This window comes from Myxococcales bacterium, from assembly GCA_016706225.1.
In the GTDB taxonomy this organism is placed as follows: Bacteria; Myxococcota_A; Polyangia; order Polyangiales; family Polyangiaceae; genus JADJKB01.
Map to the genome: position 1 here is coordinate 104,234 of JADJKB010000022.1, position 14,034 is coordinate 118,267.

The 14,034-nt window shown below is 66.8% G+C and carries 13 protein-coding genes; 8 read left to right on the forward strand and 5 right to left on the reverse strand.

Translation table 11 applies throughout. From position 1 onward, the window contains the following. The first annotated feature begins 43 nt into the window (after positions 1 to 43). Positions 44 to 1,615, forward strand: a complete 1,572-nt coding sequence (locus IPI67_31575) for a hypothetical protein (protein MBK7584715.1) — start codon at positions 44 to 46, stop codon at positions 1,613 to 1,615. Between the two features lie 24 nt (positions 1,616 to 1,639). Here IPI67_31575 and IPI67_31580 read toward each other — a convergent pair whose 3' ends face one another. Next, positions 1,640 to 2,407 carry a hypothetical protein gene (locus tag IPI67_31580; protein MBK7584716.1) on the reverse strand — a complete coding sequence of 256 codons (768 nt, stop codon included), beginning with the start codon at positions 2,405 to 2,407 and terminating at the stop codon, positions 1,640 to 1,642. A 75-nt stretch (positions 2,408 to 2,482) separates the two neighbouring features. Here IPI67_31580 and IPI67_31585 point away from each other — a divergent pair, with 75 nt between their 5' ends. Then, positions 2,483 to 2,947: a hypothetical protein gene (locus IPI67_31585; protein MBK7584717.1), complete on the forward strand. Its 465-nt coding sequence runs from the start codon at positions 2,483 to 2,485 to the stop codon at positions 2,945 to 2,947. A gap of 60 nt (positions 2,948 to 3,007) precedes the next feature. Here the strand turns inward: IPI67_31585 and IPI67_31590 are convergent, their stop codons facing one another. Continuing rightward, positions 3,008 to 3,388, reverse strand: coding sequence for a DoxX family protein (locus IPI67_31590; protein ID MBK7584718.1), 381 nt, complete (start codon positions 3,386 to 3,388; stop codon positions 3,008 to 3,010). Between the two features lie 188 nt (positions 3,389 to 3,576). Between IPI67_31590 and IPI67_31595 the strand changes: the two genes are divergently transcribed. Next, positions 3,577 to 4,065, forward strand: a complete 489-nt coding sequence (locus tag IPI67_31595; GenBank protein ID MBK7584719.1) for a hypothetical protein — start codon at positions 3,577 to 3,579, stop codon at positions 4,063 to 4,065. Between the two features lie 2 nt (positions 4,066 to 4,067). Here the strand turns inward: IPI67_31595 and IPI67_31600 are convergent, their stop codons facing one another. From IPI67_31600 to IPI67_31610, 3 genes are all read right to left on the reverse strand, one after another. Next, positions 4,068 to 5,384: a hypothetical protein gene (locus tag IPI67_31600; GenBank protein ID MBK7584720.1), complete on the reverse strand. Its 1,317-nt coding sequence runs from the start codon at positions 5,382 to 5,384 to the stop codon at positions 4,068 to 4,070. A gap of 72 nt (positions 5,385 to 5,456) precedes the next feature. Continuing rightward, a complete protein-coding gene (locus IPI67_31605) occupies positions 5,457 to 5,828 on the reverse strand; it encodes a hypothetical protein (GenBank protein ID MBK7584721.1) in 372 nt (123 codons plus the stop codon). Positions 5,829 to 5,918: 90 nt separating this feature from the next. Beyond that, a complete protein-coding gene (locus IPI67_31610) occupies positions 5,919 to 7,547 on the reverse strand; it encodes a hypothetical protein (GenBank protein MBK7584722.1) in 1,629 nt (542 codons plus the stop codon). A 160-nt stretch (positions 7,548 to 7,707) separates the two neighbouring features. On the opposite strand from IPI67_31610, the gene IPI67_31615 reads away from it, so the two are divergent. From IPI67_31615 to IPI67_31635, 5 genes are read left to right on the forward strand one after another with little or no spacing between them, the layout of a single operon-like run. Then, on the forward strand, positions 7,708 to 9,720 hold the full coding sequence (locus IPI67_31615) for a TonB-dependent receptor (protein ID MBK7584723.1): 2,013 nt from the start codon (positions 7,708 to 7,710) through the stop codon (positions 9,718 to 9,720). Next, positions 9,717 to 10,598: a hypothetical protein gene (locus tag IPI67_31620; GenBank protein ID MBK7584724.1), complete on the forward strand. Its 882-nt coding sequence runs from the start codon at positions 9,717 to 9,719 to the stop codon at positions 10,596 to 10,598. Before IPI67_31615 ends, IPI67_31620 begins: the two co-directional genes overlap by 4 nt. Positions 10,599 to 10,617: 19 nt before the next feature. Next, positions 10,618 to 11,259 carry a MotA/TolQ/ExbB proton channel family protein gene (locus IPI67_31625; protein MBK7584725.1) on the forward strand — a complete coding sequence of 214 codons (642 nt, stop codon included), beginning with the start codon at positions 10,618 to 10,620 and terminating at the stop codon, positions 11,257 to 11,259. A gap of 3 nt (positions 11,260 to 11,262) precedes the next feature. Beyond that, on the forward strand, positions 11,263 to 11,682 hold the full coding sequence (locus tag IPI67_31630) for a biopolymer transporter ExbD (GenBank protein ID MBK7584726.1): 420 nt from the start codon (positions 11,263 to 11,265) through the stop codon (positions 11,680 to 11,682). After that, complete coding sequence (locus tag IPI67_31635) at positions 11,672 to 14,011, forward strand: TonB family protein (protein MBK7584727.1); 2,340 nt, start codon at positions 11,672 to 11,674, stop codon at positions 14,009 to 14,011. Before IPI67_31630 ends, IPI67_31635 begins: the two co-directional genes overlap by 11 nt. The last annotated feature ends 23 nt before the right edge of the window (positions 14,012 to 14,034 follow it).

Genomic DNA, 14,034 nt, shown 5'->3' on the forward strand with positions numbered 1-14,034 from the left:
GCGACGCAGCGAGCCCGATCGCCGACGTGATATCTTCATCAGCATGCGTCGGCGGGAAGTAGCTCGGAAGGGGCGGGGGTCGCTTGCGCCAGTACTGGGGACGCTGGTCCTCGCTTGCTGGGCGTTGATCGCGGCTTGTTCCAGCGACGACGACGCGGGCCCGTGCACACCCGGCAAGTCGGTGAGCTGCGCGTGCAAGAACGGCAGCCAAGGCACACAAGCCTGCGCTGCCGACGGAAAGAGCTTTGGACCATGCACAGGCTGCGGGACGAGCGGCAGCGGCGGGTCCTCGGGTGCGGGCGGCAGCGGCGGGTCGTCGGGCGCGGGCGGCTCGACGGGCGGAACCGGCGGCGGCGTGAGCGGCAAACGCACGGGCAAAGTGAGCCTCGCGGGCAGCTCGCTGATGGACGACCAAGGCCCCTTCAACGCGCTCGGCGCCACCCTCATGTGGGCGGCATGGGGCTACAAGAACGACCTCGCGCGGCTGGAACAGAACTTGGACTACCTGTCCAAGCACGGCTTTCAGTACATCCGCGCGCTCGGCGTGGTCGGAGATGCAAACGCGGCCGACTACTGGGATGGACGAGAGATCGTCCACACGTGGCCGGACTACGAACAGGTAATCGCAGGGCTCACCGACCTTTGTTTCGACAAGTACGGCCTGAGAGTCGAGTGGACGTTGATCGGGGACGGACAGGTCAGTGTGCCGACCACGGCAGAGCGCTACGCGCTCGTCGATCAGTTCCTGGCCATGTCAAAGGGTCGCGAGCAGAAGATCATCCACTTCGAGATCGCGAACGAAGCTTGGCAAAACGGCTTCGCCGGTGACAGCGGCATCACGGAGCTGCGCGCGCTGTCTCAGTACATGAACGACAAGACCGATGTCTTGGTGGCGGCTTCCGCGCCCGCTGGTCAAGACTGCGCGAGCAAGAACCAAGTCTACTCAGGTAGCGTCGCGGATCTCGCGACCATTCACTTCGACCGCGATCTGAGCCAGATCGAAGGCGCGTGGCGTCCGGTGCGGCAGCCGTGGGAGCACGAGAACTGTTCACCGGCGCTGCCGGTCGGCAGCAACAATGAGCCGATTGGCCCCGGCGCGTCCGTTGCGTCCGAGAATGACCCGGTCAAGCTGGTCGCCGCGGCCATCACGACCTACGTTTCGCGGCTCCCGCTCTACGTCTTCCACAGCAAGGCCGGCGTGCGCGGCGACGAAGACCTGTGGCAGATGGCCGGCGCCGACGCGTTCGGACAGCTGACCGACTTCGTGCCAGCGGATCTGGCGTCTTGGACCCGCAAGAACGCCAACTGGGCGGACTCGCCCTTCGTGGTCTACGCGGAGGAGGGCGGTGTGGCCCTCCCCGACACCATGTGGCCCGATCTCCAGAACCCGACGAGCGGCGCGGTCCGCGCCTACGGAAGCGTCAAAGCCAAGCAGTTCTTCGTATTCCCGATTGGCATCAAGAACCACGTGCTCATGGCACCGCGACAGGCGATGAGCTTCGACGTGATCGATCCCATGACCGGCACGAAACTCAAGTCGAAAAACCTCGTTGCGGGGGAGAAGTTCACGCTGAGCGGGGCGGAGGCGTTGGTGCTCAGCGGCAGCTATCTCTAGACAGACCGGGGAGGGCGAACCGCGTCACTTCTTCCACGCCAGACAGCTGGGTGTGTTGTGCCCGCCTCCGGCTGGATTGTCGTGGGTGCCAATGTGCAGCACCGTACCGACGTAGGTCGAGAGGTCGACGTCGATCTGTTTCTGCAGCGAGTCGCAGGTGATCTTGGAGATGTACTGCAGGTAGTCCCAGGCGTTCTGGCCGTTGGTCTCCCAACCCTGGCAACGCTCGACGCCATCACTCATCTTCGGCCCGGTGTTGCTCGAGACGTACGTCACGCCGCCGTTGTCGTTGATGCACACGAGCACCATGGGTTTGCCTGGCGTCGCGACCTGCCAGGCCTCGTCGTCGCAGACCTCGGAGCCGTTGTTCGCCGACTGGATGCAGTCTGCTTGGGTGTACACACAGGCGCCACACTCGCCGCCGCCGCAGTCCGTGCTGGTCTCACCGCAGTCCTTGGTGCCGTTGCCGCAATGGCCGGCGCACACGTCGCCGCCGCCCGTCCCGCTGCCGGCGTTGCCTCCGGTCGAACTGCCTCCGCTGCCCGCTGCAGAGCCCGTCCCCGGCCAGCCGGCGCCTCCACCCACGCTGCCACCGCTGCCGCCGCTGCCCGTGCACTCACACGGTCCGTAGCTGCTGCCGTTGTCCGAGCACGACTGAGCTCCGGTCTTCCCGCTGGTGCACGTGCAGGCCACGGACGTGCCCGGTGTGCAGTCCTTGGCCTCTGGGGTGCTGGAGGCACAGGCCGCCAGCGCAAGAACGAGTGCGAAGAACCCCGCCGCTCCGATTCGCATGCCCCAACGATAGCTGAATTTCGCGAGTGCGCGGGCTGCACCGTTCCGTGGCATGCTCGGCGGGTGATGTCAGCGATGGCAACCTTGGGCCGTTCGAGCCTGGTCGTGTGTGCGCTGACCCTCGCTTGCAACACCCAAAACCCGGCACGACCCGCCGGGACTGCGGCGCCCTCGTCCGCGACGGCGGCGCCCGCGACTGCATCGACCGAAACGGCAACCAGCGGCGCAAAACTGCCGATCCCTGCGCGACCGTCGGATCCGACGCCGGACCCCATCACCCACCCCTGCGTGGTCTCCGCCGCCCAATACGAAAAGGCGATCGACGAAGGCAAGACTGACTGCAAGACCGACGCCGACTGCGGCTGTTACCAGGGCGGTGTTGGCCGAAAGAGCGGCTGTGGCGGGGTGCTCAACCAGCAGAGCCTGGTGCCGCTGAGCCGCATCGCAAAAGAGTTCCACGACCGCGGCTGCAAACACACCCAACAGTGTGCGGCCTGGGCGTGCCAGCCCAAGTGCGACCAGGGTCACTGCCGCAGATAGTCCGGAGCCTCCCCTCGCCCCTGCCGCTCAACCAGACCGACACATCGAGCCCACGACTACTCAACGTGGACCGAACAGCCACCGGTCCAGACTCCAGCGCCCCGGGCCAGCCACGAGCACGACGAGCGCGGCTGCCGCGTAGGAGCAGGCGAGTTCCTTCTTTCCAAACGGATCAGCCGCATGGATGTGGAGCGCCGCCACCAGCATGGTGACGGCCACGAACAACGCTGACGGGCGCGTCAACAGCCCGAGCGCGAGCAGAATCCCTCCCACGAATTCACTCAGCGCTGCAGCCGGTCCCAAGAGCGACGGCAGCGGAACGCCGCGAGTCGCGACACCCGCTGTAAACTTCGCGAGGTCCGTGACTTTTCCAAGTCCATGGACGCTCGCGAGCACCAGCCCAAACCAAAGCCGCAGCCCGAGCAGTCCGGCGTCCAGCATTCGCGGAGAGCTGCTCGAGAGTTGCGCCAGATACGCAAAGAAGGGGCGGGGCGTCATGACGTGACCGAGCATACGGGCTGTCCGCGATCGGGTCGAACCCTGGGGCAAGCCCGCTCCTGTCGTCGGGCGACCCGGGGCTCCGAGACTTCACGGTCGATGACTGCGCGGCGGCGTGCGATGCTGGGAAGATGCGCGGTCGACTCTCATGCTTTCTCGTCTGCCTGACCCTCTCCACCGCCGGCGCGCTCACCGCGGCCTGTGCAAAGGAGGGAACCACGACCCCGTCTCATGCGTCGCCCAATGGCGTCGAGCCAGCACCGGACGGACGCTCTGTCGCAGCGCCGGCGGTCACCGAGCAGGGTTTTACCGAACCCTCTGCCGCGCCGCATACGCCGGCTGCAGCTGCACCAACAAGCGCGAAGCTCGTCCTGCCCGCAGAGGCGGGGAAGGCGAAGTTTCGCACGCTCGACATCGAGGTGGTGGAGCTGGTCGAGAAGCGATTGATGGACGGCTCGGGCATGATGCGGGCGACACTTCGCCTGCGCTCGGGTGACAAGGACGAGACCATTCAGCTGACCTCGGACGACCCGAAGTTGAACTGGAACGGCTACGAGCTCGAATACCAGGGCGGTTGGCGGCAGGAGGTTCAGCTCGCCGTTCGCTGGTTGAGCCAATGAACCTACTTGGGGACCGGCGGCAGATAGTCCAAATACGACGCAGTCTGGTTGGGCAGCCCGAAGCCAGAGGTGCAGCCTTCGAGCGACAGTCCCTGTTCTTGAAAGCCGGCGGCGGCACCGGGTTGATCCGGCTGGGAGACGACCCCCAGGTATTTGCTGCCGTTGCTCGCCCAGTAGACCTTGCCGTCGGGTGCAAGCCGGGCTGCAGCCATGATCGTTCCGCCGAACAGCGTCTCCGTCGAGGTCGTGATGTCGTACTGATAGGCCTTGCCATACCAGCCCTCGGAGCCTCGCACGAAATACAGCTTGGTGGCGTCCGGGGAAAATGACGCGTGGTACCCGACATCACCCGTCAAGAGCTGCGCGACATTCGAGACCATGCCCGTCTTTCGGTCGAAGCTCGCGGTGGCGATGAGGCCGTTGGCACCGCCGAAGTTCATGGCCAAGACCAGCGTGTCGTAGTCGAGCGAGTGGTTGATGGCGCCTCGCTTGACCACACCAGTGAGCCCGCTGGGTGACTTGACCGCGGTAGCGGAGACCCCCGTCTCGGCCACCTCGAAGGCCTGGATATTGGCCGCGCCGTCGTAAGCGAGCACCCAGAACGATTTGCCGTTCTCGTGCGGGAGGACGTCGAGCGCCTCGCCGACGTTGCCGGTGACCAGCGGCGTGTTCTTGGTCGTCACCGTGCCGCTGGGCCCCGCCGCGAGATCCATGACGGAGTAAGAAATGGTGCCCGGAGAGGCGACGTTGGTCGAGTTGGTGAAGATGTAAAACTGCTGGTTGTTGCTGCCGAACTTGGGCGCGATCAGCGCGGCCTCGGTCGAGCTCGAGTCTCCGGAGAGCGCGTCGCCGTTCGCCAAGAGCTGGTGCGTGGTCCCGTGGAACACGCGGCGCCCGTCGGTATAAAAGAACAGCTCCTTGGTGACGGGATCGGTGAACACCCCGGTGCCTTCGAAGCCGTCCGACTCACCCACGGGTGCGCCACAGGTGACCTTCGGTGGCGTCTGGCGGAAGTCCACCAGGGAGTTTGCGCCCTGAGACGCGATGTACCAGACCCGTTCGAGCTCGAGGCTGCTCACGACGGTCTTCGCGCCGCCGGCATCACCCCCACCGGCGTCGATGTTCAGACCACCACCGCTGCCGCCGAACACACCGCCCGCGCCGCCACTGCTCAGACCGCCGCTGGCCGCTGCACCGGCGACTCCGCCGGAGGCAGTGCCGCCGCTCCCGGCACCCGTCCCACCTGCACCGCCGCCACCGCCGGTGGACGTGCACGCAAGACAGGTGAGTCCGCCCCACAGCGCTAGTCGCGCTTTCATTCGGCCGAGCATAGCAGCTGAGCGGCGGAGCGTCCCCAACTGAACTGGAACGCTCCACCTGCACGGGGCAGGTCAGGACTTGTCGCGCTTGTGTTTGCCGCCCTTGCCGTGCCGGCCGAGCTTGCCGTCTTTGCGCGCCTGCGCGAGCTCCGCCTTGCTGACCTTCGAGTCCTTGTTGGCATCAGCCACACCGATGCGCTTCCAGCGTTTGTCGCCGACTTCGGCCTGAGTCAGGTAGCCGTCGCCATTCTTGTCTGCCTTCGCGAAGCGCTGACCCTTGTGTTTGCCTCGCTCTCCCTTGGCCTTTTTTCCGTCCCGGGCCTCGGCGCGTTCGGCTTTCGCTGCAGCGCCGCCGGCCTTGGGCGCCGCGACGGCCACGCTGCCGGCCAACGCGATCCCGAGAACTGCAGCGAACCCCGCGAAAACCTTGAGCATCCGTTTCATCGTCACTCCTTCTTTCAAGGGGTTCGACGTGACATTGGGCCGAACCCTACTTGGGGACGAAAGATTCTTCGAATCCAACTGAGGCGGTCGTCAGCAGCTCCCTTTGCACACCCCGCTGCAGCATTTGTCATTGCCGGGACAATCTCCGTTGCCGCAGCACGCCACGCAGACGCCGTTGCCGCAGTCCATCTTGCCGGACGGGCAACTGCAGTTGCCCCCCGAGCATGCCATGCCACCGGTGCAACTCTTGCCGCACCCCCCGCAATTGCCGTTGCTCGTCTGGGTGTTGACGCAAGCAGCTCCGCACAGCGTCGACGACGCTGGGCAGGCGGACTGGCAGGCGCTCGCGGCACAGCTCGTCGTGCCTCCCGTCGGGGCCGCACAAACCTTGGTGCAAGAGCCGCAGTGATTCGCCTCGACCTTCAGGTCGAAGCAGTCGTTGCCGCACTTGCTGAAACCAGCCTTGCAGGCGACAGTGCAATTGCCTCCGCTGCACGCGGGCGTTCCGGCCCCACTCGCCGGCCCCGGGCACACCTTGCAAGCTCCGCAGTGATTCGCGTCCTTCTGGGTGTCGAAGCAGGTCGTGCCGGAACCGCAGGTCGAGAAGCTTTGGTTGCACGTGAAGCCGCACTTGGCGGTGCCGCAGGTCGCAGCCGCGTTCGCCGGTGCCGAGCATGCAGTCGGGCATGCTCCGCAGTGCTTCGGGTCGGAGTTGAGGTTCGTCTCGCAGCCGTTCCCGACGTTTCCGTCGCAATTGCCGAAGCCAGCTTTGCACGACGCGATGGTGCACGCGCCGTTGCTGCACGCTGGATTGGCCTGCGTGAGCGCGCACCCCTTACCGCAGCCACCGCAGTGACCCGGGCTGGACGACGTGTTGGTCTCACAGCCATTGGTCAGGTTGTTGTCGCAGTTCCCGTATGGTGCGCTGCAGACGATGGCGCACTTCCCGGCGTTGCAGCCGGGCACGCCGTTGGTCGAGTTGCACTGCGTGCCACACGCCCCGCAGTTACCCGGGTCCGACGCGGTGTTGGTCTCACAGCCGTTTGTTTCATTCCCGTCGCAGTTGGCCCAGCCTGCATCACAGGCCTTGATCTTGCAGACCTGACCCGAGCACTCGTTCGTCGCGTGGGCCAGGCTGCAGGCGTTACCGCAGAACTTGCAGTTGGCGACGTCGGTGTTGCCGTCGACCTCGCAGCCGTTGCTCTTGTCCTTGTCGCAGTCGAGGAGGGAATCGGGATCGCAGTAATTGACGATGCAGCCTCCGGCTTCGCAGATCCAGTTCTGGCCCTTGGTGGCCTTGCAGTCGACCGCACAGGTTCCACAGTGCGTGGGATCCCCGTCGACGTTCGTCTCACAGCCGTCGCTGGGGTCGAGATTGCAGTCTTGCCAACCCGGGTTGCACTGATCGATGGCGCACTCCCCGGTCGTGGCGCACATCGCCGACGCGTAAGGCAATGAACAGGGGCTACAGCCCGTGCTGTCCGAACAACCCGTCGCTGGGGTGTTGGCCTCGATGCACTTCAGCTGACCTTGCGAGTCCGGGCAGACCTTCGACCCCGGAAAACAGCTGCCGTTGTTGACGCTTCCGCCGGAGCCGGCACTGCCCTCGATGCCTGCGTCGTCCATGACCTGGAGCCCGCCCTCCTCGGTGATGCCACACGCCGACGCCAGAGCGATCACTCCGACCACCAGCAACGCCGCGCCGACAGAACGCCGCATGAGCCAACTCTACCCCCGCCTGGAGATTTCGCGAGCGCCGTGAACGGTTCCCCGCGCAGTGGGCACTATCTCCCGAACCTTCGCTCGGGTTGGCCCCTCGCCTCCGCTCGTCTTGCAGCGGCGTGACGGGCCCTTGGACCGAGCCAAACCGGAGACCGGCGTGCGCGATTGTCTCGTGGCATCGACTATCTTTTTGTGCCTGCTCACACCTCGAGTCGCGCTGGCCGACGACACGAACACCGAGCCGGGCGAGGAGCTCGAATACGGAGCCACGGCCGAGGTTGAAGCGATCCCCAGCGATCCAGTGCGGCACCGCGTGGCTGCAGAAGATCTGCGTCGGGTCGCCGGCGCTCGCGGGGACGCGCTGCGCGCGGTCGAGATCCTACCCGGTGTTGCGCGAAGCTCGAGCTTCGAGGGCGGCGCGCCAGTTCTGCGCGGCGCGGGCCAGCACGAGAGCGTAGTGTTTCTCGACGGCGCGCCCGTCCCGTTGCTCTACCATTTCGCGAGCGCTACCAGTTTTTTCCCGTCGCGGCTGCTCGAGCACGTCGACCTCATACCCAGCAATTTCTCGGTGCGCTACGGGCGTCTGGTCGGAGGGGTCATCGAAGCGCGGACCCGCGCGCCCGCCACGGACCGGGTGCACGCGCTGCTCGAGCTCTCGCTGCTCGACAGCGCCGCGCTCGTCGAGGCACCGCTCGGCAACGACGCGAGCGTCGCCGTCGGAGCGCGCCGCAGCAACATCGATTTCTTCTTCCGAGAGTTGGTCCCTGAAGGGGCCTACTCCGTGGTGGCTGCTCCGATCTATTACGACTACCAGGCCATCGGTCGGCTGCGCCTGGGCGCCGAGCACCGCCTGAGGCTGATGGCGTACGGGAGCCGGGACGGCATTCAGCTCTTGTTCTCGAAGCCGGTGCTCGAAGACCCGGGATTGCGCGGAGAGATCGAGGGGGTTCTGGCGTTCCATCGGGTCAACGCCACGCTCGAGAGCAGCCCGTCGAGTGAGTGGTCACAGCGCATCTCACTCACCTTGGGCACGCTCACCCGCGCCCAACGGGTCGGTCCCCTGAGACAGAACCTCGAGTCGCTGCAGTTGCTCGGGCGCGTCGACCAGAAGCTCGTGCTCGACCGGAGCGCGGAGCTCGCGTTTGGGATCGACGCCGAGCTCGAGCTGGCGGACGGACGTTACCGCGGCCCGCGCCCGCCCTCGCCAGAGGGCGACCCAAGCGCAAACGAAGGCCTGGCGCTCAGCGACTCCCTCAGCATTCGCGACGAGGTAGAGCTCGTACAGCCGGCAATCTGGCTCGAGCTCACGCTGCGGCCCGACCGGCGTGTGACGCTGGTCCCTGGGGCGCGCATCGACTGGTATGGAAACCTGGGGCGCGGTTCGATGGACCCGCGGCTGTCGTCACGTCTCGCGCTGGGCGAGACGACGACACTGAAAGGCGGAGTCGGACTCTTCACCCAGCCGGCGGTCTGGTATTACGCGCTGCCGAAGCTCGGCAATCCCGCGCTCGAGCCCTACCACGCGCTCCACACCAGTGTCGGTGTAGAGCAGGCCCTCGGGCACGGCGTGAAGCTCGATGTCGCGGGTTACTACAAGTACATCTACGACGACATCGTTGGCACGCCCGGCGACGCAGCGCCTCATTTCGAGAACACCGGGAGCGGACGCATCTTCGGCGGGGAGCTGTCGCTCGAGCTCCGGCCGTCGCCCCGAACCTTCGTATACGCCGCCTACTCACTCACACGCAGCGAGCGCCGCGGGCAAGCTACCCGCTGGCGACTGTTCGATCACGACCAGACCCACGTGCTGTCCGCCGTTGCGAGCGAGCAACTCGGTTCGGGCTGGTCAGTCGGCGGCCGCTTCCGCTGGGTGAGCGGCGACCCGGCGACTCCGGTGGTGGACGCCAGCTATGACGCGCGCGTCGGTCAGTATCGACCCGTATACGGCCCACTGAACAGCGAACGCAGACCCGCATTCCATCAGCTCGATCTGCGCGTGGAGAAGGAGTGGCGGGTCGCTCCCGTCACGCTCGCTGCTTACGTGGAGCTGCTCAACGCCTACAACGCCAAGAACGAGGAGAGCACTCGCTACAGCTACGACTACTCACGTCACGAAGCGGTGAATGGGTTGCCGATCCTGCCGAACATCGGCCTGCGAGGTGAGCTGTGAGAACCCTGCTGACCGTCACGCTTGGGCTGTGCCTGCTCGGCTGCGACGACCCGCTCGCGTACCCTCAGGACATCGACCGCTTGCGGGTGCTCGGAGCCCGCGTCAGCGTCAATGGCGACTCTCGCCGGGCTTGGCCGCGCCCGGGGGATTCCGTGTCGCTCGAGTGGCTCGTGGTCGACCCCGAGCCCGAACCGCAGCTCGGCTGGCGCTTCGAGGTTTGCCCCGGGACCGCTGGCTCACGCGGACTGCCGGAGTGCGCGGGTGAGGTATTTGCGAGCGCCGAGGCCTTCGCGCTGTCGCCGGAGGCTCCGCGGTTCGACTTCGACGTGCCCGGCGTGGTGGGTGAGCGACTGTTGGTGCAGGGGCTCGTGTGCAAGGGCGCGCTCGCAAGCGACAGCGGGTGCGGTGAACGCGCACGAGTGTTGTTCGAGCTGACCATCGCCGCCGATGGCCGAGAGAACGACAATCCGACGCTGGCAGACGCGCCGATGACCCTCGACGGGAAACCATGGCCCGAGGCAACCCCGGGTGAGCTGGCTCAGGGCAGCTGCATCCCCGGAGCTTCGGCGCCTTCGATCGCGGGCGGCGAGCAGGCCACGCTGAGGCTCGTGCTGGACGCAATGGATCGCGATGCCACCGCCGATTCGACCGGTCTCTCGCCGAAGCACGAAGCCCTATCCGTGTCGCATTTTTCGACGCGAGGCCGCTTGTCGCGCGCGCTGTCGATCATCGAGGGGGACAGCAACGAGCTCGAGGCGAGTGTGCCCTGGCGCGCGCCGACGGCCGCCGGCGGAGAGCGCGTGCGGTTCTATTTCGTAGTCCGAGATGGGCGCGGCGGGGTCGACTGGTCGGCTCGCACCCTGTGCCTCGGCGACTGAAGCAGAGCAGGAGATTGACATGGACATCGTGCGTGCACTGAACGGGCTCGGCCAAGTCGGGGCCAGCTGGGTCTTGTGGTTCTTGCTGGCGCTGAGCGTGGCGGGGCTGGCCGTGGTGATCGAGCGGGCCGTGTACTTCGCCGCCGCGCGGGACGACCTACCGCGACTTGCGCGCGAACTGGTGGCGCTCTTGTCCCGGGGCGACACGGAGCAGGCACGTCATCGATTGGAGGAATCTCCCAGCTTCGAAGCTCGCATCGCCGGCGCGGCGCTCAGCAGCGCGACCGCGCAGGCAGCCGAGGAGCGTATCGCCAAGGAGAGCACCCTCGTGAAGCTCGATCTGGAGCGCCGCCTCGTGTTCCTGGGAACCCTGGGCAACAACGCTCCGTTCGTCGGGCTGTTGGGCACCGTCATCGGAATAGTTCGGGCGTTTCACGCTCTGGGCGCCGGAGGTGGCCAGGTGTCTGCGGGTCTGATGGCGGAGATCGGCGAGGCGTTGATCGCCACGGCCTTCGGGCTGATCGTGGCGCTCCCTGCCGTTGCCAGCTTCAACCTCTTCCAGCGCCTGATCAAGACCCGCCTGGCACGCGCGGACGCGCTGTCGCGCGAGGTGGTGGCGTTTCTGAAGGAGCGCTCGGTCATACAAGAGAGCGGAGGCTGAGCGGTGGCCGCCGTCGAAGACACACACGACGACATGATCACCGGGATCAACGTCACGCCGCTGGTGGACGTGGTCTTGGTGCTCCTGGTCATCTTGATGGTGACGGCCTCGTACCTGGTGGCGCGCACCATTCCCGTGGACTTGCCCAAGGCGGAGACCGGCGAGGCAAGCACGAGCCCGCTCTCGATCACGCTCGATGCGCGAGGGACGCTCTACCTCGACGGCCGCGCGATCACACGGCCCGAGATGCGCCGGAGCCTCCGGGAGCGACGCCGACTGACACCCGATCTGCGTGCAGTCGTCGCCGCGGATGGTTCGCTCGCCCACCGCACGGTGGTCGGAGTGATCGATCTGCTGCGGAGCGAGGGGATCACTCAGTTCGCGATCAACGTCGATCCCGGTGACCTCACCGATGTTCGCTGAGCTCGTCCGCGGCCGCTTTACGGCCGCTGCGCTCCTCGGCAGTGCGCTGCTCCACGTTGGCGCGATGCGGCTCATGCCCGAACCACTGGACACTCAAACCAGCTCGACCGCTCACGTTCAGTTCGTCACGTTACCTCGAGCGCCGCGCCCGCCCGACACGGAACCGATCACACAAGAGGTGCCGAAACCCAAACCGCCGAAACCCGTGCACCGTGCTCGAACCGACCCCCAGCCAAACAAAACAGCGAGCGAACCCGAGTCGTCGCCCGCTCGAGAGCTGAGCGGCACGACGCTCACTAGCGAAGGGCCCGGCTCGACGTTCGCGGCACCCGCTGGTGACGGTTCGAGCACGGGTGATCCGCGTCCGGACGCACTGCCGCGCGCGGCACCCACCCAACCCGCAGTGAAACCGCTCGCGCCCCGTCCGGCGCCACTGCCTCCGGCGCCCGTGGCGCTGAAGGATCTCGCGCGAAGACCTGGTCCGCCTGCCCTCGCCGCGAGCTTGGCTCGGGAGTACCCCGAGGATGCGCGGCGACGCGGCGTGAGCGGACAGGCGGTCGTTAGAGCTCGGGTCGATGCTGACGGAAGAGTGCGCGTGGCCGTGGTCGCGTCGGAGACGGAGTCGGGGTTCGGCGCGGCCTGCCGGCGCACCCTGATCGGCTCGCGCTGGTCACCACCCATCAGCCAGAGCGGTCTGCCTGTCGCCACCTGGGTGCGTTATACGTGCCGTTTCCGGGTAGGGAATTTGAACGCCGCGGCGTTCAGCGGGAACCGAGCTCCGATGAAGACACTGGCGACGATCCTGGTCGCGCTGCCCTGCTGGCTCGCTGCGCCGGCGTTTGCCGAAGAAAAAGCCCCTACGATCGCCGAGGAGCGACGAGCTCTGGTCGTGAGCGTCGATGTCGGAACCTCGGGTCTCTCGCCGGAAGAAGTTCGCGCCGCCGTCGCCAAAGAGCTGGGTGTGCAGGCGCTGTCGGAGGGCGACGCATCGGGCTCGCTGTCGGTCCGTGTGCTCGGCGCGCGCGTGAGGGTGACCTTCACGCGCGGAGACGGCGAACGTATCGAACGCGAGGTCGAGCTCCCGCGCGAGACGGCCTCGCGCGTCGAGGTGATCGCGCTGCTCGCGGGGAACCTCGCTCGCGACGAGGCGGCGGCGTTGCTCGCCGAGCTGAAACGATCGCAAGCACAGACACAGGCGACGCCCGCCACGGACGAAACTTCGGCGCCGAAGCTGCCGCTGGCCGCGGCGCCACCCCCAAGGCCGACCGCAGCGGCGCCGAGCGCCACGGCGGACACCACGGCCGCGGCTCCGACCGCCGCCCATCACCGCCCACCGCTGGCCGCGAACCTCTCGCTGTTTCATCCGCTGTCGATCGTCGCTGACAGCGAGCGCTACACGTTGGATCTGGAGCTCGGCCTGGCGTACGGCCGCATCGGCGCGCTCTCCGGCTTCGGGCTGAACGTCGGGCATCTGCGGGTCGACGGCGTGGCCGAGGGTGTCGGCGTGGCCGGCCTCTGGTCTCGGATCGACGGGGATGCAGTCGGGGCCTTTGGCTCCGGGATCTTGTCCCAGGGTGGCGGGGCGCTGCGCGGCGCCGAGCTCAGCGGTATCGCGGCCCTGCGGCGCGGTGACGTGGATGGTTTTCAGGGTGCGGGCGTGGTCGGCAAAGCCGCGCGCGTGCGGGGCGCCCAGGTCGGCGGAGCCGTGAGCTGGGCCGAGGGCCCAGTCAAAGGCGCTCAGCTAGCCGGAGGCCTGAGCTTCGCGCGCGGAGACATCGATGGCGGTCAGCTCGCCCTCGTCAACATCGGTGGCAATGTGCGCGGCGCGCAAGTCGGACTCGTCAACATCGGCGGTGACGTGCGCGGTTCGCAGCTTGGGGTGGTCAACATTTCGGACCGCGTCGACGGTGTTCCACTCGGCGTCGTGAACGTCGTCAAGAACGGGCGGACTCAGGCGGTCGCCTGGGCCGACACGCTGGTGGTCGCAAACGCTGCGGTGAAATACCTCAACGGGCCAATCTTCACGCTGGTCGGTGCGGGGCATGACGGCGGCGACGGTGTGGCGGCCGCGTTCGCGCTCGGTGGCCATGTCCGCATCACGCAGGGCAGCTACGTGGAGCTGGACGCGCTCTATCGTTACCTGACCGACTTCGACGACACGGACGCGGATCCAGATCGCCACCTGAGCGCCGCCCGGGTCGTGATCGGTGCGGAGGGTCTGGGGCCCGCGGGGGCGTTCGTCGGCGGCGGAGTGAGCCACGACGTCGACTCCCACGGGCGGAATCAACAGGTTCGAGCCTACGGCGTCGCCGGGGTGTCGTTGTTCTAACCGGTGTCAATTGCTAGGTTTGT